Genomic DNA, 25,179 nt, shown 5'->3' on the forward strand with positions numbered 1-25,179 from the left:
AAAAACACCATAAATTAAAGATTTTTAGTTTTTTTAGACTTTTAAACAAACTTATTATAATTATTATTAAACTAAATATAACCTAACTAAACAAAACTTAACTTAACTAAATTAATTATTTATTTTATAAGGGAGTAAAAATGAAATTTAGAATTAAAAAGAACATAATTGAAAAACAAATCGAAAGAATGCAAGTAGCAATTCTTAGTCATAATAATTCTCCACTAAGCTCTTTTTTTATGAAATTAACAAGAGGTGGTTTGTTTATAATATCGACAAATAGCGAACTTTCTTATAAAGTTTTTATTGAAAAAGAAAATTTAATTGAAATAATTGATGTCGGTTTTTGTTTAATTGATGGATTTTTTTTACGTGATGTTATAAAAAAATGTGATTCAGAAATTAATTTTGAATTAAAAGGCAACGAATTAATTGTTTCCTGAGAAGAAGCTTCATTTACAAAAAGTCTTATTAATGCTAGTTTTTTCCCAGAAATTGACTTTGACCAAAAAGGGATAAAATTAATTGTAAATGCAAAAAACTTCAAAAAAGCTGTAAAAAACACAGCTTTTGCAACGACAAACAATCCTTCTCAACCAGTTTTATCAGCTATAAATCTTAGTTCTGATTCAGGTTATTTATTTTTTTCAGCAACAGATACAACTAGATTTGCCTCAGAAAAAGTTGAAATTTTTAACCAAAGTAGAATAAATATTTCTGTTAATGCTAAAAACTTGAAGGATTTTATACCTCCAGAGCTCGATTCAGACATTGAATTAAATATTGAACCAACAAAAATTAGCTACATTTACGATAATTTGACTATTCAATCGAGAATTTTGACAATAGATTACAAAGATATTTCAAATATTTTGCCAAAAAAAGATGAAATTTTGTATTTCTTTTCTATAAAAAAGCGTGAAATTATCGATCTAATTGATAAAACTACGATAATTTCGCCCGGCAAAGATAATGTAATTAATCTTACAATGTCAAAAACTGAATTAAAAGGTTTTATTTCACGACAAGATTCCGGGCAATCTAATGTCTCAACAAAAAATGTTATTGACTTTAAAATGAACCCAAATTTTGCTAATTCTGGCGAGTATGATCCCGAATTTGTCGAAATAAATGTCAATTATCGTTATCTGAAAGACGCAATTTCTGTTTTTGACAACATCATTGAAATTTATATAAATGAAAAAAAGACAAAAATGCTCATAAAATCACCTGAGCGCCCAGAAACTAGCCAACTTATTGGTCTAATTCTTGTATAAAAGACGATTTTCTATTTTAAAAAATCAATAAAAACAGCTAAAATATAGTATAATTTTTTAATTAATTGAATTTAGAAAGTCTAAAATGTCAAAAGAAAAAAATAAAAGTGGTTCAGAGTTTGATGCAATTGTAGTTGGTGGCGGTCACGCCGGAATTGAGTCAGTTTATGCGCTTTTAAAAAAAGGTTTTAAAGTGGCGCTCATAACAATTGATAAAAAAAAATTAGCATCAATGCCGTGTAATCCAGCAATCGGTGGACCCGCTAAAGGAATAATAACTCGAGAAATTGACGCTCTTGGTGGTGTGCAGGCTAAATTTTCTGATGCTGCTATGATTCAAATTAAATATTTAAATGAGTCAAAAGGACCTGCTGTTTTGGCCATGCGGGCGCAAATTGACAAAGAAAAATATTCTAAAATTATCCTAAAAGATCTAAAACAACAAGATAATTTGACTATTTTTGAAGATTTAGTAACCGAACTTTTGGTTGAAAAAAACCGTATTTTTGGACTAAAAACAAAAAAACGGGCTGTTTTTTTTGCAAAAAGTGTAATTATAACCACCGGAACCTACATGGATTCAAAAGTTCTTCGCGGTTCTTCGTCTATCTCAAGTGGTCCTGATGGTCAAGAAACCTCAAATTTGCTCTCAAATAACTTAAAAAAACTTGGTTTTGAATTACAGCGACTTAAAACAGGAACCCCTCCAAGAATTCTTACTTCCACCATTGATTTTTCCAAAGTTGAACGTGAAGTTTTACCACTTTATAATATAAATTTTTCATTTCAGTCAAAACACAGACTAAAAAAACAAATTTCCTGTTATCTGACTTATACTAACTCAAAAACACACCAAATAATAAATGAAAATTTGGACAAATCATCAATGTATTCAGGCTTAATTTCGGGAGTTGGACCTCGTTATTGCCCTTCGATTGAAGATAAAATTGTCCGTTTTTCAGACAAACCTAGACACCAAATATTTTTTGAACCAGAAACAAAAAAACAAGACATAATGTACATAAATGGCCTTTCGACCTCAATGCCCGAAGAAGTCCAAGACCAAATAATTAAAACAATCCCTGGTCTAGAAAATGCAAAAATCGCAAAATATGGCTATGCAATTGAATATGATGCAATTAATCCGCTTGAATTGAAAAAAAGTTTAGAAACTAAAAAAATAAAAGGGCTTTTTATGGCTGGTCAGATTAACGGAACTAGCGGATATGAAGAGGCTGCAGCCCAAGGTTTGATTGCTGGAATTAATGCTGGACAATTTATTTTAAAGAAAAAACCAATTGAAATTTTGCGAAATGACGGATATATTGGCGTTTTAATTGATGATTTAGTAACAAAAGGGACAAAAGAACCTTATCGAATGCTAACCTCAAGAGCAGAATATAGACTTATTCTTCGAAATGATAATGCTGATATCAGAATGTTAAAATATGCTTTTGTTTCTGGCATGATTTCAAGAGACTATTACCTAAAAGTTAAAGAAAAATACAAAAAAATTGATAAAAAAATAGAAAAACTTTCGAAAGATTTTTTGTCGCCAAAACACCCTTTGGCAAAAAAATACGGTATAAAAACTGGAATTTCAAAGTTAAAATTAATTTCTCGACCTGATGTTGATTTTAAAGATATTTTGCCCGATTTTGAATACGGTTATGAATTAATGGTCATTTCTCGTTTAAAAGGTTACATTCAAAAGCAAAATTCTGAGGCCGAAAAAATGATTAGGCTTGAAAATTTACTCATTCCAACAGATATAAATTACCAAAAAGTGGCTAATTTATCAACTGAAGCGCTCGATAAATTTTCAAAAGTTAGACCAAAAACTATTGGCCAAGCAAGTAGAATTAGCGGCGTAAATCCAGCAGATATTCAAATGCTTTTATTTCATCTTAATCTTTTAAAAATGCAAAAAGAAGCAAAAACATAATGAGAATTTTAATAATTGGCTTCGGAAGTAATTCTAGAGATTTTTCAGTTTTATATCAAAAAGAAATCAATAAAATTAAAGAATTTAAATACCAGGTTGATTTAATTAATCTTAGTGAAAGTCAAAATGAAAACATAAGTTTAAAGAAAACCATTGAAACAAAGCTAATTCTAGAAAAAATACCTAAAAATTACAGTTGTTTTCTTTTTACAGAGCGTGGTCAAACCATTTCTAGCCCAGAATTTTCACAACTATTAAACTCAGCAAATATTTGCCTCATAATCGGCGGTTCAAGGGGCGTTGATGAACAGTTGATTCTTGAAAAAGTGCCAAATATTAGGTTTTTATCATTTGGTAAAATAACTTTCCCCCATAAAATTTTCAAACTTGTACTTCTAGAACAAATTTATCGCGGACTTTCTATAAAATATAATCGAAAGTACCACCACGATGACTAAAAAAAGGAAAAAATGAACTCAAAACCACACTTAGAAATCATAAAAAACATCGAAAAACACGATAACATTTTTGTTTTTCACCACATTAGACCTGATGGAGATTGTCTCGGAGCCCAACAAGGTTTTGCAAAAGCAATTAAAAAAAATTTTCCCCAAAAAAATGTTTTTTTAATTGGAGATAACAATAAAGAATTTGATTTTTTAAATTTTCACTTTGATAATATGGATTTAATTGCAAGTGAATTTTTTCAAAATTCACTTGCAATTACAGTCGATACTGCCGATATTAATAGAATTCAAGAATTTGACTTTTTCTTGAATTCTAAATTTGAAACAAGAGTTAAAATTGACCACCACCCTGAAAAAGAGGAAGAAATTTACGATCAAACTTGAATCGATCCAACTTTTTCTGCCGCTTCTGAAATGATTGGCTTTATTTTAAAAGAAGAAAAATGACAAATTGACGAGGAAATTGCCCTTTTTGTTTATTTAGGGATTTTAACAGATTCAGGTCGTTTTGCTTTTCCTTCGACAACAGCAAGAACCTTTGAAATTGTCGCTTTTTTAATGAAAACCAATTTTAATTTCAGCGAATTAAATCGCCTTTTGTCTCAGAGAACTGAAAATGAAGTCGCTTTTCAAGCGCATGTTTTAGGAAATTACAACAAAAAAGGCAAAGTTTTATGACATTATGTTTCAAAAAATGAACAGGAAAAATTTAACTTGTCCTCAAGCCAAGTTTCGGCTGTTAATCTTTTGTCAAATATAGGTGATGCCTTGATTTGGCTGTTTTTGATTGAATATGAAAACCAAATCAGAGTTAGAATTCGTTCAAATGGCCCAGTTATTAATAAAATAGCGGTCGAATATGGCGGAGGCGGTCACCCTTTTGCTGCTGGAATTAATTTAGATAATAATGAAAAAATTAATCAAAATATTAGTGAAATACTAGAAAAACTAGAAAAATTAGCCGAAGGTTTTACACGTAATGGATAAAAAAATAGCAACAGAAATTAAAAACCTTATCGAAAAACACGACTCAATCGTTATTTTTCACCACATTAGACCTGATGGAGACTGCCTTGGTGCTCAAAACGGTTTGAAATCGCTTATTTTAGAAAACTTTCCAAATAAGCAAGTCTTTGCAATCGGAGATTTTAAGAAATCATTCTCATTTTTATATTTAAAAGAAGATTTAGTTCCGGAAAAAGAAATTTTGGAAAAATCTTTAGCCATAATTGTTGATGCAAACTTTAAAAATCGAATCGAATTTGCTTATTTATTTGAGCAAATTCGATTCAAATCAATTTTGAGAATTGATCATCACCCAAATGACGATGATTTGGGTGAAAGTTATCGCTGAGTTGATCCGACTTACATTGCTGCTTGTGAACAAATTGCAGATTTAGCGCATGAATTAAACTGAAAAATATCAAAAAGATCAGCCGAACTCATTTATCTTGGAATTTACACAGATTCAGGGCGCTTTTTATATAAAAATACATCAGCACGAACTCACTTTTTAACAGCGGTTTTATTTGAAACTGGATTTAATTTTTCAAAAATTCATGAAAAATTAAATGCCAAAAGATTATCTGATCTTGAATTTGATAGTTACATTTTTGCTAATAAAAAAACTTACAAAAATGTAATTTATTACACTTTATCCATTGAAGAACAACAAAAACTACAAAAAAATTCACAAAATTCAGTTAGACCAAATTTATTAGCGAACATCGATGAATACAAAATTTGACTCTGTTTAGTTCAAGAAACTCAAAATTCATGGCGGGTTGAATTTCGATCAGCAGGTCCAAATGTTCAAAAAATTGCCCTAAAATGAGGTGGAGGCGGTCACCTTAATGCTTCAGGAACCATTCTTGAAAACCTTGAAAAATTAGATTTATTAGTTCACGATTGCCAAGCAGAATACGAAGAATGAAAAGCTAATTCTTTAACTTAAAAAGGAAAAATGTCGACCAAAATACTAAATTTTTCCTTTTTTTAACTAAAAATCATAAAAAAATTAATATTCACAAACATACCATGGAGGTTGTTATGAATGGAATTGATATTAAAAAATTTTTAAATTATCTATTTGCGCTTTATCACGTTGAGACCGGGGAAACCGAGCTTTATCGAACTTGAGTTCAAAAAATACTATGATTTACGCATTGAAAATTTTATAGACTTTATAATGAACCGTTTTTTTGTGATGATTTTGAGTCATACAAATATGGTCCTGTTTCATGAACAGTTTTAAAAACTCAGTTTTTTAGCCTTCAGACACCTAAAAATACCTCCTATAATCTTGAGGATATTTTAGATTATCACAGAAATGATATAATTGACGAATTCAAGGACATATTAAAAAACGATTTTTTAAGAGACTTTAGTCAAGATTATGGTGAAACTTTCACTGAGCAACAAAAAATAGAGGCTCAAGAAAAACGGTGAGATTGTTTTGTCTTTGTTTTTGAACGGTTGAAAAAAATGCGTCCAAACGAATTAATGAATTTGTCATACAAACAAAAATCATACAAAACCGCCTTGTCCAATCCAACAAACAAAATTATTCTTAACGAAACAATACTTGAAGACAGTGAAATAGATGTACTAAAAAACGATTTTTAATTTTTTTGCCTTTTAATAAAAAATTAAAAACCCTTATAATTTATAATGTATTTATTAAAAATTATAGGAACCACAAAATGTCTTTTTTTAAAAAAATCAAAGAAAAAATTTTTGGTTCAAAAGAAAAAAAAGTCGCTAATTTAGATAAATACGTGGCTGGTTTGTCTAAATCTAGACTTTCTTTTTTGAATCAAATTGTTCAACTTCAAAAAAAACACATCAAAATTGATGATGATTTTTTTGATGAACTTGAAGAAATACTAATAATGTCAGATATTTCTCCAAATTTTGTAAACACAATAATAAATGCGCTAAAAGATGAAGTTCGTTTTCACAACATTGATAATCCTGAATTAATTACCGAAATTATTATGGATAAAATGTACACAATTTATTCAAACCGGTCAATTGTTAACATAAATTTGAACGTAAAAACCGATAGAATTAATGTTTTTTTAATTTCTGGTGTTAATGGTTCTGGAAAAACAACTTCAATTTCTAAAATAGCCCGTAAATATGTGCTTGAAGGTAAAAAAGTTTTAATTATTGCGGCAGATACTTTCCGCGCGGCCGCTGTCGAGCAACTTGAAATATGAGCTAAAAGAGTCGGCGCGTCAATTGTAAAACCAGTAACTAACGAAAAAGATCCAGGATCTGTAGTTTTTCGCGGTCTGGATTTTGCAATAAAAGAAAAAATGGATTTGGTCTTGATTGATACGGCTGGAAGACTACAAAATAACGTCAATTTAATGCAAGAATTAGCAAAAATTAACAAAATAATTTCTCAAAAAATACCAGATGGACCTCATGAGTCACTTTTGGTAATTGATGCAACAACTGGTCAAAACGGAGTCTCTCAGGCTGAAATATTTACAAAAGCAACTCCAATTTCTGGTATAATTTTAACAAAAATGGACGGCACAAGTAAAGGCGGAATCGTTTTTTCAATCAAAGATCAACTTAATATTAGTGTAAAATTAGTTGGTTTGGGCGAAGGGATGGATGATTTACAGCCGTTTGATCTAGATTTATTTATTTTTGCAATCACAAAAGGATTAAAAAATCAATATCAAATCTAAAGATTTTGGCAAATCTTTAGATTTGTGTCCTTGCAAAAACAAAAATTAAAATGTTAAAAAAATATAGATAAAACTTATGTGAAAAATTCACATAAATAAAATAAAAATCAAAATTAAAAGGAAATTATGGCTAAAATTAGTTTTTTTGCACTAGGCGGCCAAGATGAAAACGGAAAAAATTGCTATATTTTAGAAATTGACGACGATATTTTCGTTATAAACGCAGGTGCTAAAATCCCACTTGATAGTTCAGTTGGGGTTGACACAATTATTCCAGATTACACCTACATTGAAGAAAACAAGGAAAAAATAAAAGGTGTTTTTATAACTGATGCCAAAAATGAATCATTTTCGGGAATTCCCTGGCTAGTTATGAAACTAAAAAACGTAACGATTTATAGCTCTTTTTTTACTAAAGCGCTAATTCTTGACCGAATGAGCAAATATAATATCGAAGATGCTACTTTTGAGATAAAACCAATAATATCTGAGCTAAAAATTAGTGAAAAAATAACTATAATTCCTTTTTCGGTTGCAGGTTCAATGCCTGGCTCAATTGGTTTTTGCTTTCAAACCGAGGATGGCTCAATTGTTTTTATGTCCAATTATGTCGTTGGAAATTTAGGTGTTTATGGTGAAACTAATTTTGACTTAATCAAAAAAATTAGCCAAAACCCAAAAGGTGTTTTAATGTTTATCTCTGATTCAGGTAAATCTAATGTGCCTGGAAAAGCAATAAACAAGCTTTTTGCTAGATCTTTTCTTGAAAAAAGTTTCCTGCAAGCCGATAAAAATTCGCGAATTGTCGTTTCAGCTTATGATGAAGAAATGGTCTCAATTCAGGAAATCATAGACCTTGCCTTGAAATTCAACAGACAAATTACAGCTTATGGAAAAAAATATGACAAATTATATGACATGATTTATAAGCTTGACAAATTAACAACAAATAAAATTAAAAGTTTGCCAACTTTTTTTGACTATAAATTTGCAAATAAGCAAAGAAATTCTGTTGTTTTAATAACATCTAGTCCCGAAAGAATTTGTCACCGATTTAATCGAGTTCTTCAGAATGACGATGCCTATTTTAAGCTAAAAAAGTCAGATTATGTAATTATGTTAACCCCTCCAATTAATGGGATGGAGCAACTTTATGCTAAAGTTTTAGACCAAATTGCTAAATCTGTAACAAATATAGTTGATATTTCTGAATCAGATTTTGGACTAGCACGCCCATACAAAGAAGATATTTCAGATATGATTGACCTTCTTAAGCCAAAATATTTTATTCCAATTCAAGGACTTTATCGATATTTAGTTGTTGCATCAAATATTGCCGCTAATAATAAAATAAATAGGCAAAACACAATTATTTTGCAAAATAAAAGAATAGCTAATTTTATTGACGGAAATTTATTTTCACGTAAAAAACTAACAAAAGGTCAAGATGAAATTTATATTTCGGGCTATGGAATTGGCGATGTTTCTTTTGAAGTGTTAAAAGAGCGCGAATCATTATCTCAAGACGGACTGATAATTGTTTCCTTTTTGTTCAATCCTGTTTTAAAAAAGATTGTTTCAAAAGTTGAAATAACTGATCATGGTATCTTGAGTCGTGAAAATCGTGATTCATATCATGAGATAATTCGAAAAATTATTTTTGATAATTTTTCGAATATTAAAAAAACAAATGATAAAATATTAAAAGAATTACAACAAAAAACTCAAAAAAATATCAAAAAAAAGATTTTCCGTATTTTTGATAAAGAACCCAATGTTTCTGTTATAATTCATAACATTTATCCAGAAGAAAAGGAGCTAAAAATGAAAAAAATGCTATGAAAAGACGCCCAAGAAGAAATTAAAAGTGGTGTTGTTTACTTAGAATTTGCGGTTGATTGGTGTGGTGATTGCAAAATGCAAGAACCTGTTAATGAAGAAATTTCTGAGTACTTTAAAAACAGAACTGATGTAAAATTAATTCAAGTTAATGCAGAAGAAGCGCAATTATTTAGAAAAAAAGACACTGAATATGAAGTTCTTTTTGTGCCAACTCACTTCGTTTTCAAAGACGGTAAGCCAATTTTTAAAAAATTTGAATACGCTCCAGCAGAATTGCTAATTGAAAAAATTGAAGAAGCCTTAAAAAATTAAGAAACAAAATTTAAATTTTCATACTACTAAAGTTAATTATTTTTTAGTTTTTTTGTTATAATTTAACAAGAATGTCAAGGTTAGATGCTAAAAAAGAAAAATATTTAAAGCAGATAGTTGAAAATTTTATTAAAACCGGGGAATCAATCGGTTCGAACGCTTTAAAACAAAATTACAGCATAAAAAAATCCTCTTCACACCTTAGAATGGTAATGAATCAACTTGAAAAAGAAGGTTATTTGGAAAAACCTCACATTTCAAGCGGCAGAATTCCAACATTAAGAGGGTTTCAATACTATGCTGAATTTTTGTCATTCGACGAAAACGAAATTTTAGCGAATAAACTAAAAGACTTGTTTGCTCGCCGACGTGTCAGCATAGAAAATACAATTTCTGAAGCCTTTAAATTGATTTCTGAATCTGTTGGCACCACAATAATTACCACAACAAGCAACGAAAATGACCGTTTAATGTCAATAAATTTGACACAAATATCACAAAATGAAGGAATTGTTGTTGTTGTTAGCTCTAGTGGCAGTGTTGAAAATAAAAAAATCACATTTTCACCTTCAATTTCTTTGCAAGATGTCAAAATTGCAATTCGCCTATTTCAACAAAGACTTATAAATACTCCATTAGCAGAAGTTTCATCAAAATTAATAATTTTAAAACAAGAATTAGAAAAACAAATTAAACATAGTGATGAACTTTTGCATCATTTTATACACAAAATTTTTAACTTCCAGATCCAAAATAAATCAGACGTTTATAATAAAAATATGTTAATCTTAGATAGCGAAATTTCTAGAACCAGACTTGTTGATTTGCTTAATTTGATTGAAAAAAAGTCGATTTGAGAAATGCTAGACGAAAAAACTGCCACTGAAGATGAAACCTTAAAAATCAGTATAGAATCGCCTGAAACCTCATTTATCTCAAAAAAACTTGAAAAATCGTTTGCAATCAAGGAAATTAGCATGATAGGATCAACGAAAAAAATTAATTATTCTGCAGCGCGAACGGGCATAAAACTTTTAGAAGATTTTCTATCAAATAAAAACAATAATAGAAAGGAATAATATGATTTTTGAGAATTCTGAAGATAAAAAAATTAACCTAAACAACAATGAAAAACAAGAATCTGAAAAAATTTCTAGTGAATCAGTCGAAAATAACCTTGAAAATTCAGCCCAAAAAACAGAAAACGAAACAGAAAATAATGAAAAAAACAGCAAAAAATCACGTCGTCTTTTAAAAAAGGAATCTAAATTAAAAGACCTTGAAAATCAAATCCAATCATTAACCACAAAAAACATTAGTCTTGAAATTGAGTCCTTAAAATTAAAAGACAAAATAAAAAAAATTGAGGATGACTTTAAATCTCAAGTCAAAATTTTTGAGGAAAAAGCAGCTCAAAAAGTTAAAGATATTAAAGCTGAACTTCAAACTAAATTTGAAAACGACCAAAATCACATAAAAAAATATAGTTTACAACCTTTTTTTGAAGAGTTTATTTCACCATTTTTAAATCTTAAAAAAGCAATTTCATATGGTTTAAACGCAGAAAATCCCGAAACTTCTTCATATGTAAAAGGATTTGAGATGCTCGTTGGTCAAATTGAAAATGTTATGGAAAATTTTGGAATAACAAAAATAGTGCCTGAAGTAGGTGGTGTTTTTGATTCTTCAGTCCATGAAGTTTATGAAGTTTCTGACGGAGAAAAAGATAAAATTTCTAACATAATCTCAATTGGATACAAACTTCATGATCGGGTTGTAAAAACAGCGCTTGTAGTTGTTGGAAACACAAATGAACAAAAAAATTAGTAACCAAATATCTGAATTTTTTGTCAAAAATAATTTAATTTTTGAGAAAACTAAGATAATAGTTGAAAAATCGAAAAATTTTGGTGACTTTAGCACAAATGTAGCTTTAATTTTTTCAAAACAAAACAAATTAAAGCCTTTAGAACTTGCGGAAAAAATTAAAAACTGATTAAGCCAGCAAGAATTAGGTCTTGAAAAAATTGAGATAGCCTCACCAGGATTTTTGAATTTTTTTGTTTCCAAAACAGAATATTCAAAAATTGTTAAGAAAATAATCGACCAAAACGAAAATTTTGGTCGAAGTTTTTTGTCAAAAAAAATAAATGTCGAATTTGTTTCTGCTAACCCAACAGGATTTTTACACCTCGGTCACCTCAGAAGTGCTGTTATTGGCGATATTTTGTCAAATATTCTTGAATTTTCAGGTAATTCTGTTCTTCGTGAGTATTATGTAAACGATTTTGGGTCTCAAATTGACAAACTAGTTGCTTCAGTTTTTGCCCGTTATCAGCAAATTTTTAAAGACATTCCTCTTCCAGAAGAAGCTTATCTTGGTGAAGAAATTATTTTAATGGCCAAAAATTTTTTTGATGAATATGGTAATAAATTTGAATCATCAAGTCTTGAAAACCCCGAAATTTACAGCATTTTTCGCCAAAAAGCTATTGATTTTTTTCTTAGTGAAATAAAAAAAGATTTATCAAATTTATCTATTAAATTTGATAAATTCACATCCGAAAGTGATTTATTTTTATCTGGAAATGTTCAAAAAACCCTTGAAAATATAGGTTTTACATATAAAAAAGACAACGCACTTTGACTAAAAACATCAAATTTTGGCGACCAAAAAGATCGTGTTTTAATAAAAAACGGCGGAAATTATACTTATTTTTCAAGCGATATTGCCTATCATTTGCACAAAATTAATTCAGAATATAAGCCCGACATTTTAATAAATATTTGAGGAGCAGACCATATTGGCTATGTTGACCGTGTAAATGCAGCCCTAAAAATCGCTAATCAGGAAAATAAATTGCAAATTTTGTTATATCAACTTGTAAAATTAGTAAAAAAGGGCAAAGAATTTAAAATGTCCAAAAGAAAAGGGCAAACTTTTACAATCAAAGACCTTCTTCAAGTTGCAAATGCTGATGCAATTCGTTATTTTATTGCTGAACGGGGGTATAATTCGCTTGTAGAATTTGATGTAGACTTAGCAAGTAGCATAGATTCACAGAATCCGTTGTTTTTAATCCAATACGCCCATGCTCGTGCGGTTAATTTACTGGCTAAATCTAATTTAAATGTCGAAAATTTGAGTACATTTAAATTAGAAAATGAAACTAATTTAATTTCAAAATTAAACCAATTTGAGGAAATTGTTTTAAAAATAGCAAAAAATTATAAAATTAATTTACTACCAAAATATTTACTAGAACTAGCTAACCTCTTTAATTCTTTTTATTCTAACACAAAAATATTGAATAATTCAGACACAAATAATCTTTTATGTTTAACAAAAGCTGTCTCAATTGTTTTAAAAAATGGATTAAAATTACTTGGAATAAAGGCAAAAGAAAGGATTTAAAAGATGAAAACTATAATTTCAATAGCAATAAATTTTCTAAAAAACCGAGAATCTGCCCATTTTAGCGACATTTTTCTTGAAGTTCAGATTGCCCTGATGTCAAAATGAGAAAATCAATTACCTAATTTATCTACAGATAAAATTTTAACTTTAAAAAGAGGCGAGCTCTATAAATTATTAACAATTGATGGTAGTTTTGTTGCTTTGGGCAATAATTACTGAGCACTTAGAAGTGATATTTTAATTTAATTTATTTTTTTAAAGGTGTAAAATGAATCTACAAAATACAAAAGCAATGTTGGAAAAAGCTCGTAAAAACAAATACGCAATTCCACATATTAACATAAATAATCTTGAATGAACAAAAGCCGCACTTCTTGGCGCGCAAGCTAAAAAATCTCCTTTAATAATCGCGACTTCAGAAGGTGCACTAAAATATATGGGTGGTCTAAAAACTGTTTATAATTTAGTGACAAATTTAATTGAATTTTTAGAAATAAGTGTTCCTGTTGCCCTTCATTTGGATCATGGAAGTTTTGAAACTTGCAAAAAAGCTCTTGAGACAGGATTTACTTCAGTTATGTATGATGGTTCAAGAGAAGAATTTTCAAAAAATTTAGAGCTAACAAGACAAATTGTCGAACTTGCAAATTCAAAAAATGCAACAGTTGAAGCTGAAGTTGGCCAAATTGGTGGCGAAGAAGACGGAATTATCGGAAATGGCGAAATCGCTGATGTTGATCAAGCATATGAGATTTCCAAAACTGGAATTACTTGCCTAGCTGCCGGAATTGGTAACATTCATGGTGTTTATCCATCTAGTTGAAAATCTTTGGATTTTGATGTTTTAGATCAAATTTCAGAAAAAACTCAACTTCCACTGGTTTTACATGGTGGTAGTGGTCTTCCAAAAGATCAAATTCAAAAAGCAATCAAATTAGGAATTGCAAAAATTAATGTAAATACTGAACTTCAACAAGCAAACGCGGCCGCTGTAACAGATTTTGTTGTTTCTGGAAAAATTAAAGAAGGCAAAAATTTTGATCCACGAAAATTATTAGCCCCAGGAACAAAAGCGATCCAAAAACTTGTCGAGGCTAAAATTGTCGAATTTGGTTCAGAAAATCAAGCATAATTTGGATGATAGAATTTAGCGTATCTGAAAATCAAGTAGGCCAAAAACTTATTCAATTAGTTAAAAAATTGCTTTTGAATTTCAATTACAACGAAATTCAAAAGCTTTTTCGTAATAAAAAAATTAAGGTCAATAATAAGGCTGAATCACAAAAATATTTGCTGGCTTTAGGTGATAGGGTTTTGATTTTTAACGCTAAAAAGGAAGTTCAAAATCAAAAAAAGTTGCCTAAAATAAAGACAAATTTAAAAATAATCTATCAAGATTCAAATGTTTTAATTGTTGAAAAACCTAAAGATTTACAGGTTCATGGCGGTAATAGTAACCTTGATTTGGTCGTTTGAAATTATTTAAAAATAGAAAAAACTGATGTTTTTATGCCCTCACATGTGGGTCGGCTTGATAAAAAAACTTCTGGAATTATTTTATACGGACTTAATTATAAAAGTGTTGTTGAACTTAATAAAAAGCAGAAATTTTTTGAGAAAATTTACACCTTTGAATCAAAAATAAAGCTAAAAAAACCTATAAAAACCGATCTTTTTATAAGGAAAAATGACCTTAATCAAAAAATGGAAGTTTGTAAAAATGAAGCAGGATGTTCCCTTATTTCTACGACATTTTTTTCTAAAAACAACAGAAATTTTGCGATTTTACATACTGGCAAAAAACATCAAATTCGAGCAACTTTATCACACCTAGGTTTTCCGATTTTTGGTGATGAAAAATACAATGGCGAGCAAAAAAGTCGCTTATTTTTGCATTCATTTTCTTTAAAATTCAATAATTTAGACGGATTTTTATCCTATTTAAACGAAAAAAAATTTGTCTCAAAACCAGAATGATGAAAACCATAGATTTTCGTTATTTTTATCTAAAATTCAAATTAAACCCTAATTTCTAGTATAATTTTACATTTAATATAAATTAAAATAACAAAATTGGAGGCTAAATGGATAGAGAAAAAATAATCAAACTTGCAAAATCGTTGTATTTTGTTCCTAGTGAAAAAGTAATTGAAACCGTTTTACAAGAAAAAGACCAAATGCTAAACCGCATTAATTTTTTGCATACTTTTGATACAAAAGACGTTCCTAGTTTGGAAAAAATCAACTCTTTTCCAAAAGGAATTGAAATTTTATTCGATGACGAGCCAAATTTTTCTGATTTTAGATCTCAACTTTTTACAAATTCAGTCCACGCAAGTCAAAATGAAATTATAACCAAAAAGGTGATTGATGACTAAATTTGAACTAAATATAAACCAAGCAACTGAAAAATTAAAAAAAGATGAAAATAATGCTGTTTTTTCTTTTTTTGAACAAAAAAATCAAAAAAAGGGAATTTTGTCAGGTATGTTTTTTAGCATAAAATCAAATTTTGCCACCGTTGAAGGAGTTTCGCATGGTTCATCAAATTCGCTTATTAATTTTAGACCTGGATATAATTCTACAGTTTTTCAAAAATTAATTGATCAAGGAGCCCAGCCATTAATTAAGGTTTATAATGACGAATTAGGTCTAGGTGGCAAAGGTCTTTTTTCTTTTTTTGGTAAAATTTTAAATCCGCTTGACAAAACTAAACTAGTTGGTGGATCATCATCAGGAAGTGCAGCAACAATTGATTCTGTCCATTTCGCAATCGGCTCAGACACTGGTGATTCAATAAGAAGACCGGCTAGTTTTGTCGGAAAAGTCGGTTTTAAACCCTCATATGGGGCTGTTTCTCGTCATGGTTTGTTTGCTTATGCAACTTCTCTTGACACAGTCGCTTGACTTACTCATAATGTTAGTGATTCGATTTTGGTTTCTCAAATAGTTTTTGGTCAAGATAAAAACGACTTAACTTCTGTTGAAGTACAAGTTCAAAAAGTTGAAAAAACTAAGCCAAAAAAAGTTTTATTCTGAAATTTTGATAACGAAATTGAACCTTATGTTAAAGAAAAACTCTATAAATTAGAGCATATTTTACAATCTGAGGGTGTTTTAGTTGAAAACATGATGCCTGATTTAAATTTGCTTAAAACAATTTTACCAGTTTATGAAATTATCTCTTACTCAGAAGCTACTTCGAATTTATCAGCAATAAACGGTTTAACTTTTGGAAATACAGACAAAAATCTAAAATGAGAAGATATTTTCTTAAAAACAAGGACAGACGGATTTGGCTTTATGCTCCAAAAAAGACTTATTTGAGGATCTTTTTTCCTTGAGCAGAAAAATCAAGAACATTTTTTCATTAAAGCAAAAAAAATAAGAACCCTAATTAAAAATTATTATGAATCACTTTTAAATCAATTTGATGTTGTGCTTTTCCCTGCTTTTTATGGAGTTGCGCCTGATGTTTTTGGAAAAAACAGTGAAAAAAGTGACAAAATTACAAATTTTATACTTGCAATTTCTAATTTAGTCGGAAACCCTTCGATAACAATCCCATTAGGAAAACACAAAAATTTACCTTTTAATCTAGCCATTGACTCAAAAATTAACTCTGATGCAAGTTTATTAGGTTTTTCACTTTATATTGAAGAAAAAATAGGTGACATTAATGTTGAATAATAAATATTTAGTAACTATTGGGGTTGAAATTCACTTAGAACTTAATACAAAGGCAAAAATGTTCTCAAATTCGCCAAACTCAAGTGGTCAACCTAATAAATTTTTCAATCTTTTTGATTTAGGTTATCTTGGAACATTGCCAAAAATAAATAAAAAAGCTGTCGAAAAAGCAATAATTTTAGCAAAATCCTTAAAAATGGAAATTCCATCAATATTAGCTTTTGACCGGAAAAATTATTTTTACCCTGATTTGCCAAAAGGTTTTCAAATTACCCAGCAATTTTATCCAATTGGAAAAAATGGTTCAATAAATGTTGGCGATTTTAGTGTTTTAATTGAAAGAATTCACCTTGAAGAAGACACGGCAAAGCAAATTCATAAAGAAAATCAAACATTTTTTGACTATAATCGCTGTGGGGTTCCTTTAATTGAAATAGTGACTCAGCCGATGCTAGATTCGGCCGAAAAAGCTGCTCAATATGTTGATGAAATTAGAAAATTAGCTTTATTTTTAGGTATTTCTGATGCAAAACTAGAAAATGGCTCACTTCGTGCTGATATAAACATTTCAGTTCGTGAAAAAAATCAATCATTTTTTAATCCAAAAGTTGAAATTAAAAACATAAATTCAATTTCTAATATCCAAAAAGCCGCCCAACTTGAAATTGAAGAGCAAATTAATACTTACGAAAAAGGCCAAAAAGTTTCTCAAGTTACTAAAAAATTTAACGATAAACTGATAAAAAATCAAACATTACGAACCAAAACCAATGCCATAGATTATAAATATTTCCCCGAACCAAATTTGCCTTATATCGAATTAACAAAAGAATTTATTGACTCTATCCAAGTCCCACTCAGTCCTTTAGAAATCCAAAAAAAGCTCGAAAAACACGGTGTTTCTACATTTTATATTAATCAAATTTTAAATAATTTTGAATTTTGAACTTTTTTAAAAAATTCAAATCCAGAAAACTGAACCCAAAGTGTAAAATTATTTTTTGCTGAAATAGTTCCAATTATTAACAAAAACGGTTTTGACCAGCTCTATATTGACTCTGATTTTTTTGGAAATTCAGTCAAAAAATTGTTAGATAATCAAATAACTAACAGTGAATTCCGTCAAATAATTGAAATAAAAAATAACAAACCTAACTTAGATCTTGAGACCATTATAAAAACAATTTTTGAAAAAAAATTATCTGATGATGAAATTAAAAGTCTTTTGACCGAACTTGCTAGTGAGGAAATTAGACAAATTGAGCAAAATAAAAATAATAAAGAAAAATTATTTAAAATTCTGATAGGCAAATTAATCAAAAAAACAAAAGGAAATGCCGATCCTAAAAAAGTAAATCTAATTTTGACTGAATGGATAAAAAATCTTTAAAAATAAAATCATTTTTAAATGAATTTTTTTGTCTAAAATTATATATAAACATAAAAAAATAGCGATTTATGATATAATTATGTATCTATACACAAAAATAAAAAAGGAGAAAGGATGCCCGAAAAAAACAAAAATTCATTAATATTAGCATTGACCGCCGTTGGTGGTGTTGCTATTTTTGCAACAACGGTTGGACTTGTAACTCGAATTCGTTATACAGGAGAAAATCCGCGAGCTGAGTTAGAAAATTTAGTTTCCCGAATCCATAATGTTGCCTTTAAAACTGATGTCTTTGATGATTCTACCACATATAGTCAAATAAAAGCACAACTTTTTGACAATAGTGGAAAATTATTAGCTGGCACTGATTTAAATAAATTTATATCTTTTTACACACAAGTTAACTCCCAATTACGCAAATTTGAGCCAACTTTTGCACCAAATAAACCATTTTTAGAATTTATTGACTTAATTCCAAACGATAATGACCAAAGTTTTGAACTTCGCTTTCGTGCAAAACACCAAATCGATAACAATCGCACCGCATTTTCAACAATTATTTCTAAAAAAGTTTCATTTGCACAACGTTCACAATTTGCTCTTGCCGAATTTAATTCCAATTTAGAAAAAATTACTAAAAGTTTCAAAGAAAACATCCAAAATTTAAGAAGAACAGATTTTAGTTCTAGTTTTTCAAGTCCAAATTTAACTAATCAAAAAATCGCATCCTTAACTCGTGTTGAGGATTTTGCCGCTGATATCAATAAAGCTGGAACTCAACTTGAGGCAGTTGAAAGAATAGCTCAATATTTCCCTGATTTTCATAAAATAATTAACGAGTTAAATTTTGATCAAAATAATTCTTTCCCTTTTAAACAAGGAACAATTTACAATTTTAGTTTAGAAAAACACCCTGGAACAAATAATTTTATTTCAGTTGATTCAAATTCAGTTCCAAGTTTTTTAGTTAAAGCTGAATTGACTGATGATGCAAAATTTGAACTTAAAAATTTTAATATCGAAGACGCTCAACTACTTGAAAAAATTGATTTAGTTCCACAAGTTAGTTCAAATTCTAACCCAAGTCAAGATGCAAATAATGGAGGAAAAACCACTGAATCTGGTGAAAAACAAATAAAACAAGCAACTTATTTTGCTGATTTAGATGATATTTTATCTAAAATTTCAATCAGAAAACTAAATTTTCTTGATTTTAAAATTGCTCCAGGGGAAATTACAACCCCAAGCACTTCAACTGTTGTAGTTAATTTAGCTTCCTCATCAACTTCTGAGTCATTACCTCAACTTCAGCAAGTAAATTCAGTCCAATTATTCCAAGAACAACCGCAAGGACAAACAGAAGGACAACAACAAAACGAAGAACAAGGAACTGAAGGTGCCCAAACCCAAACCGAATCACCAGAACAACCTTCTTCTCCTGAAACAAAATCACAAAGTTTAGAACAATTTGTTAACAAACTTGCCGTTAATTCAAGTACTTCGATAGAATTTTTAGAAAAAATAAATAAAGATCTTTATAAATCAAATCAAGCTCGATCTAATTCTGTTGTAAAAGCAATCAATGATAATCTTTTAATAAAACCGATTTCTCTTGATTTTGGTGAACTTTCTCCATATTTTTCACAAAAAAAAGTATCAGGAGTTGATTTTTATCTTGATATTAATCGTGCAAAAGCAACCTCAAATACTCTTGAAATTCCGGTAAATATTAACCTTTATTCAAGTTTTTTTGGCGACAACAACCCTAAACTATTAAAATCAAAACAAGAAACTTTTGAAATAAAATATTTCAAACAAAAAACTGAAACAACTGGCGCAACTCATCAACTTGATAAAAATCGTCAAGAATTTTATTTTATTAATTCTTTACCAGATAATTCTCCTCAAATGCAACAAGTTCAAGTTTCTGCTGCTTCATCAGCTCAGCCTAAAATTCATGAAGAAAAGATTGTAACCTCAACTTCATTTATTTCCAAGACTGAGTTAGAAAAATTAATTGGAGATGATAGTCAAAAATCTGAAGAATTAAAGCAAATTTTATCAAATAAATTCCAGTATGGATATGATTTTAATCCGCATGAATCAATGCTAAAATCATGAACAGGAAATCAAAAATTCCCTAAATTACATGATTTTCTTGATTTTCAATCTGATGATCAAACTGGCTCACAGTTTAAAATTAAATCTCTAAAATCTAACAAATTTTTCACAAACGAGCATGATGTTGCTGCTTTTTATGCTTATTTATTAAGTATGGAGCCAACTGAAATTTTAGAATATCTTTTTGAAATTGCAAAATCAGCAAACTTAATCGATCCTAATGAAAAAATAAATATAACAGACATTAAAGAAGGCAGCATTTTTAAAACCGCATATGATATAAAATTTAAGTCTGAATCTGACATTATGGGTCTAGATTTTAATGGTCATGTTAAAACTTTTGACACAAGAGGTTGATTTTCTAACTTATTTTTACCAAAAACTATCGCTGATCAATTTAAAAATGTCCATGATGATGACAAAATTTTTGAAAAACTTAACAAAATAAGTACGGCAAAAACCCAACAAAGTTCTTCAGGAACCAACTCAACAGGAACAGGTCAACCCGAAGATATCTACAAAGAAATTCGCGAAAAGACTAAGAAAATTAATGAAAGTAGTAACACTTCAAGTTCAGGAAACGGAATCTTAACACCAGTTTCAACCGCCACCACTGGTGAAACTCAACAATCCGCCAAATCTGTTGAAGAATTAGTAAAAGAATTTTATTCAACAAAAACAGAAAAACTGACAAATTTAAAAGATTTATTACTTGCATTTTATGTTAAGGCTAAAGAACTTAATAATTTTAGAGCTTGAGCAAAAGTTGGCTCAGATTTAGATTATCAAATAGTTTTTGAAAAACAAACTGGAGCAGCAAATTATTCAACATCAGAAACCGATATTCCAAGCGGATCTGAAGGGTACAATCTTACTTATTATTACAAAATTTTCAATAAACAAACTAAGACTGAAGAATATCAAAGTCCTAAAACAGCTTTAAAAATTTTGGTTTCTAAAACAGATCAACATCAATCTGAAGAAATAAAAACCCTAAATAAAGCAGTTTTAAGTATCCCACCTTCTTTTTCATTGCTTCAATATGAAAAAACTGAATTTGACAAAATAGCTACTACCCAAAGTGGTGATCAAGCTTCAAAAAAAGCTTTTGAAGAAACAAAAGAATTCAAAGAAATTCAAGAAATTATTAAAAAATATGATCCAACTTTAGCCCTTAGTGTTAAATCAGAAACAAAAGATGTTTTTCATCCTAATACAACAAAAATAGTTCTCCTTGAAGTTACCAAAAAAGCTCAAAGTGAAACCGAATCTAGCCAAAACACAACCCAAAATAGTGAAAAATCTCAACTTAATTTCCAAATCAGAATTCAAAAACTTCCAGAAACAGCAAAACCAACCACTCCAGGAACAACTGATTCAAGCACTTCAGAAACAACCACAACAACTGAAACCGCTACTCAACAAACAAGTTCAACAACATAATTTTTTAGAAAGTAGAAAAAGATGCTTAATAAAACAAACAAAATAAAAAATGCAAAAACAATAATTTCAACTGGTTTTTCGATTACAGCAATTCTTACAACAATTGTTGCAGTTCCGATTGGTCTAACTATTTTTGAGCGCTCATATAGTTCACAAATTTTTGGAAACGTTGATAAAAATCAGGTTGTGGATCTAAAAACTCAGTCAACTTTTAGCGAAGAAGATTTCATTAATGCTCTTAATAATCTAAAATTACATGATCAATATAAAAATTTATCAGCAAAAACAGCTCTTGCTTTAGCTAATAATCCTTCATATGCTTTTAATTTTTTAAAAGCATATGACTTTAGTCCAATTACTAAACACAATTTTCGGGTAGTTTTAGATATTGAAAAAGCAACTGCTTCTGGTAGTGAAGTAAAAAATGTTGTAGTTTATGCTCATTCAGATCAATTCAAACTTACTTATTCAAAGCAAACTGATCTTAAAGGTTTTGCGCAAAGCGATAAAGCTGATGGTGATTTAGTTGGATTCCAAATTGATCTTGAAAAATCAAAATTAGAACTTTCTACAGCAAAAAGTTCTAATTTGACAGCCTCTGAAGTTGCTTTTAAACTTGATAATGATTTTCAAGCCTCTTATAAAATATCACGCTCAAAATCTCAGGCATTTTCTGATGCTTTATTTCAAAATGGATTAACTTATAATTTGGTTAACACTTTAGGTTTACCAACAATTTTGGAAAAAGGTTATGTTTTGTCCCCAAAAACAGTTGAAAACCAAAAAGCTAAACAAGAAAAAATGGTTATGATTGCTGATTCAGAAACCAAAAGAGTTGATAGCTTAATGAATGTTGAAAACTTGGTTTTCAAAAATCATGACGATAAAGCCGGAACTCTTTCAATTTCTTTTGAGTTAATCGACCCAACCGGAAAAGTTGTCAAAGAATTTGATTTTCCAATTTTAGGAATTAAAAAATTAAGTGTTGATGCCAAAAATTTCGAGCAACAAATTCTTTCACAATTTAGTGATGTAATTCAATTAAAACCTTTTGTTCAACTTGCGCTTGTTAAAGATAATCTAAGTTTGGCCCAAAGTATTTACAAAACCGACAATAACCCCGTTCATCTCGCCAAAGTCTTGAGTAGAATTACGCAAAACTCTCAACAAAATGGACGACATAATCAAGTTTCAACCCAACTTTTCCAAGACTCAGGCCAAAATTCACAAGCTACAACCGAAAAAGTTCAAATTAACCCTCAGGATTTTAATTCTTTTTTTGATTGAAAATTAAATACAATCCAAATTCCTGGACTTGAAGGCTATCTTGTTGAAATTAATTCAATTGGTTTAGCACAAAATTTATCCCAAGAGCAAAAAGACAAACTTTTAAAAGAAAATAAAGTTTCTTTTGAGGTTGATTTTAGTATAAAAAAACAACTAAATATTGAAGCTCCTTACCTTGAAAGTGAATTTGTTAAGTCAAATTATCCGCGAGTTCTTGAATCTTCACTTGCCACATTAGGAAAAGGAAGTAATTCTAAATTTGTTTTAGTTGATCTTGATTCTTCAAAATCTAATTTTGAAGTTCAACTTGATTATGATGATAATCAGCGAAAACTTCTAAATTCTGCTTTACAACGAAATTCACAAATTGACTTTTCAAATTTAGATAAGATTGATTTTCAAGATCCAAAAGTTCAAAACTTTAATCCTCTAGCTAGAACTTTTGAATTCAAAGAAAATCCTAACGGTCCAAAACTAACTTTAGAATACGTTAAATCTCTAGTTTCAGAAGTTGTTGAAGACGCTAAACAACAAAAAACATTTGATGAAGTAGCTAGAAAACTTTATTTTTTAGATCACGGATACCAACCAGAGGATACTGCTAAATTAGATGAATATAAACAAAAATATTCAGCAATGTTTCCTCAAGCTGAGAAAAAATCTGAAGAAAAAGCAGAAAAACCAACAGAAGATCCAGCTTCAACCACACCTCAAACCCCAAATTCAGATCAAACTTCAACCCAAACTCCTTCTCAACCTTCAACTTCAGATCCAGCTTCAACTTCATCAGAAACTAATTCCGAAACAACAACTGGTGCATCAACAGGCGCTGCCGCTCCTGCCACATCCACTCCTGCCGCAACTCCTGCCGCAGCCGCAACTCCTGTACAAGCATCTGCTTTTCAAGATTTACCTCAAAAAACAACAACCCAAACTCAAACAGTTGAAAAACCTAAAACACCTGAAAAAACCGAAACTACAGATGGTTTAGGTATAAAACTTTGGTCATTTTTACAAAAATCTAACTATCCAGAATTAGAAAATTCTGACATTTCTTATGAAGTTGTTAAAAATTCTAGCAGCCAAATTGATGTAGTTATGAGTTTTAATCAAAAAACAACTGGAGAAACTACATCAAATCCAGCAAAATTAATTTTTTCAATTCAAAATCTTGAAGATAATCAGTCTTATGATAATTTAGTTAAATATAATCCGCTAGTTCTTTTTGACTTTAGAAAAAATCAAAAAACTGAAAATGGAACTGTTTCAAAAATCTCATCATTAAATCGAACTGATATTGAAATTGAACTAAATAGTAAAATGAACGAAGAAGCAGAAGAGGCTCAAGAGGAAGAAGTTTCAATGTCAACTTCAGTTTCAATGCCGGTTGCGGAAACAACTCAAACTAACGGAACTACAACCACTGTAACCACACCTCCTATTCAAAACACCGCCAACCCACAAGATGGAATTATACTAAACAAACCTGTAATTTTAGGAAAAGATAATCAACCTCCGCTTAAAAATGGTGTGGTAATGTTGGCTTTTAGTCTAAAAAACATTACTAAAAACAAAAAAACTTATTTACTTTCATCTAAAGGACGCAAGGGCTTATTTATTTCAAAAGTTGATTTCAATAATAAAGAAACTTTAGTAATTGGCCTAGACCAAAATGGTTCTAATGCCGCTTCAGGTGAAACAGCATACCCAGTAGTTGGTCTGATTTCTGGTGTTCAAGGTAACGCGGCCGGACTTTTCGAAATTAAAGATATTGAAATTAAAGATAAACAATCTAAACTTGAAAAAAGCACCACAGCACCGTTAGATTTTGATGTTTTTTCTCAAAAAAATATCAATTTAACTAATCAAAGTGCTAATTTCGACTTGCTTAAAGAAGATGATTTATTATTTTTAACTATCTCTAAAAAAGATGCTAATTACACATTTACTTTAAGTTCATCTCGTAATCCATTGTCTCAAAAAATTGTATCTAATTTAAATTTAGAAGATTCATTCTCTAACGTATATAACCACCATCTTGATTGAAGTTATTTAGGTCCAAGCGCAGCACCTGCACCAGCAAGTGAATCCAATTCTACACTAACAAATGAATCTACAGTAACTGTTCGAGGTCTAGCAATTTATGATTCTGTGGATCTTGCAGACCAAGAGTCAATCTCTCAAGTGCTTACAAATGCATTTATTAAGGAACTAACTAGTTAGTTTTCCTGCCTGTAAAAAAAAAAAAAAAAAAAATATTTTGCAAAAAAATTTTTTTGTGAT

Annotated in this window: 19 protein-coding genes; all 19 read left to right on the forward strand. The window is 29.6% G+C overall.

The annotated features are described in order from the left end of the window. Window positions 1-140 precede the first annotated feature (140 nt). The 19 genes from KW512_RS01820 (at window position 141) to KW512_RS01910 (ending at window position 25,119) form a co-directional block, all read left to right on the forward strand. A complete protein-coding gene (locus KW512_RS01820) occupies window positions 141-1,277 on the forward strand; it encodes a DNA polymerase III subunit beta (RefSeq protein WP_258841791.1) in 1,137 nt (378 codons plus the stop codon). An 85-nt stretch (window positions 1,278-1,362) separates the two neighbouring features. Beyond that, window positions 1,363-3,222 carry a tRNA uridine-5-carboxymethylaminomethyl(34) synthesis enzyme MnmG gene (gene mnmG / locus KW512_RS01825; RefSeq protein ID WP_258841792.1) on the forward strand — a complete coding sequence of 620 codons (1,860 nt, stop codon included), beginning with the start codon at window positions 1,363-1,365 and terminating at the stop codon, window positions 3,220-3,222. After that, window positions 3,222-3,680 carry a 23S rRNA (pseudouridine(1915)-N(3))-methyltransferase RlmH gene (locus tag KW512_RS01830; protein WP_258841794.1) on the forward strand — a complete coding sequence of 153 codons (459 nt, stop codon included), beginning with the start codon at window positions 3,222-3,224 and terminating at the stop codon, window positions 3,678-3,680. Before mnmG ends, KW512_RS01830 begins: the two co-directional genes overlap by 1 nt. Window positions 3,681-3,692: 12 nt before the next feature. Further along, the gene (locus tag KW512_RS01835) at window positions 3,693-4,676 is read left to right on the forward strand and encodes a DHH family phosphoesterase (protein ID WP_258841796.1); all 984 of its coding nucleotides are present in this window, start codon (window positions 3,693-3,695) and stop codon (window positions 4,674-4,676) included. After that, complete coding sequence (locus tag KW512_RS01840; RefSeq protein ID WP_258841797.1) at window positions 4,669-5,643, forward strand: DHH family phosphoesterase; 975 nt, start codon at window positions 4,669-4,671, stop codon at window positions 5,641-5,643. The genes KW512_RS01835 and KW512_RS01840 overlap by 8 nt, the downstream gene beginning before the upstream one ends. A gap of 95 nt (window positions 5,644-5,738) precedes the next feature. After that, a complete protein-coding gene (locus KW512_RS01845; protein ID WP_258841798.1) occupies window positions 5,739-6,314 on the forward strand; it encodes a Panacea domain-containing protein in 576 nt (191 codons plus the stop codon). Between the two features lie 77 nt (window positions 6,315-6,391). Beyond that, entirely contained in the window at window positions 6,392-7,393 is a 1,002-nt protein-coding gene (ftsY, locus tag KW512_RS01850) for a signal recognition particle-docking protein FtsY (RefSeq protein ID WP_258841800.1), read from the forward strand. Window positions 7,394-7,519: 126 nt separating this feature from the next. Then, window positions 7,520-9,547, forward strand: coding sequence for a thioredoxin domain-containing protein (locus KW512_RS01855; RefSeq protein WP_258841801.1), 2,028 nt, complete (start codon window positions 7,520-7,522; stop codon window positions 9,545-9,547). Window positions 9,548-9,618: 71 nt separating this feature from the next. After that, window positions 9,619-10,626 carry a heat-inducible transcriptional repressor HrcA gene (locus KW512_RS01860; protein WP_258841802.1) on the forward strand — a complete coding sequence of 336 codons (1,008 nt, stop codon included), beginning with the start codon at window positions 9,619-9,621 and terminating at the stop codon, window positions 10,624-10,626. 1 nt (window position 10,627) lies between these two features. After that, window positions 10,628-11,374, forward strand: a complete 747-nt coding sequence (locus KW512_RS01865) for a nucleotide exchange factor GrpE (protein WP_258841803.1) — start codon at window positions 10,628-10,630, stop codon at window positions 11,372-11,374. Beyond that, window positions 11,358-12,962, forward strand: a complete 1,605-nt coding sequence (argS, locus tag KW512_RS01870; RefSeq protein ID WP_258841804.1) for an arginine--tRNA ligase — start codon at window positions 11,358-11,360, stop codon at window positions 12,960-12,962. The genes KW512_RS01865 and argS overlap by 17 nt, the downstream gene beginning before the upstream one ends. A gap of 3 nt (window positions 12,963-12,965) precedes the next feature. Further along, entirely contained in the window at window positions 12,966-13,211 is a 246-nt protein-coding gene (gene rpoE, locus KW512_RS01875) for a DNA-directed RNA polymerase subunit delta (protein ID WP_010321015.1), read from the forward strand. A 22-nt stretch (window positions 13,212-13,233) separates the two neighbouring features. Next, window positions 13,234-14,097, forward strand: a complete 864-nt coding sequence (gene fba / locus KW512_RS01880; protein ID WP_258841805.1) for a class II fructose-1,6-bisphosphate aldolase — start codon at window positions 13,234-13,236, stop codon at window positions 14,095-14,097. Window positions 14,098-14,102: 5 nt separating this feature from the next. Next, the gene (locus tag KW512_RS01885) at window positions 14,103-14,954 is read left to right on the forward strand and encodes a pseudouridine synthase family protein (RefSeq protein WP_258841807.1); all 852 of its coding nucleotides are present in this window, start codon (window positions 14,103-14,105) and stop codon (window positions 14,952-14,954) included. 95 nt (window positions 14,955-15,049) lie between these two features. Continuing rightward, a complete protein-coding gene (locus KW512_RS01890) occupies window positions 15,050-15,343 on the forward strand; it encodes a glutamyl-tRNA amidotransferase (RefSeq protein WP_258841808.1) in 294 nt (97 codons plus the stop codon). Next, the gene (locus KW512_RS01895; RefSeq protein ID WP_258841809.1) at window positions 15,336-16,655 is read left to right on the forward strand and encodes an amidase family protein; all 1,320 of its coding nucleotides are present in this window, start codon (window positions 15,336-15,338) and stop codon (window positions 16,653-16,655) included. The genes KW512_RS01890 and KW512_RS01895 overlap by 8 nt, the downstream gene beginning before the upstream one ends. Beyond that, window positions 16,645-18,045 (forward strand): Asp-tRNA(Asn)/Glu-tRNA(Gln) amidotransferase subunit GatB, encoded by a 1,401-nt coding sequence (gatB, locus tag KW512_RS01900; RefSeq protein WP_258841811.1) that lies wholly within the window; start codon window positions 16,645-16,647, stop codon window positions 18,043-18,045. Before KW512_RS01895 ends, gatB begins: the two co-directional genes overlap by 11 nt. Window positions 18,046-18,159: 114 nt before the next feature. Next, window positions 18,160-21,609, forward strand: coding sequence for a P97 family adhesin (locus KW512_RS01905; protein ID WP_258841812.1), 3,450 nt, complete (start codon window positions 18,160-18,162; stop codon window positions 21,607-21,609). Between the two features lie 21 nt (window positions 21,610-21,630). After that, window positions 21,631-25,119 carry a P110/LppT family adhesin N-terminal domain gene (locus tag KW512_RS01910; protein ID WP_258841813.1) on the forward strand — a complete coding sequence of 1,163 codons (3,489 nt, stop codon included), beginning with the start codon at window positions 21,631-21,633 and terminating at the stop codon, window positions 25,117-25,119. Window positions 25,120-25,179 lie beyond the last annotated feature (60 nt).

This window comes from Mesomycoplasma ovipneumoniae, assembly GCF_024758565.1.
Taxonomy (GTDB): Bacteria; Bacillota_I; Bacilli_A; order Mycoplasmatales; family Metamycoplasmataceae; genus Mesomycoplasma; species Mesomycoplasma ovipneumoniae_B.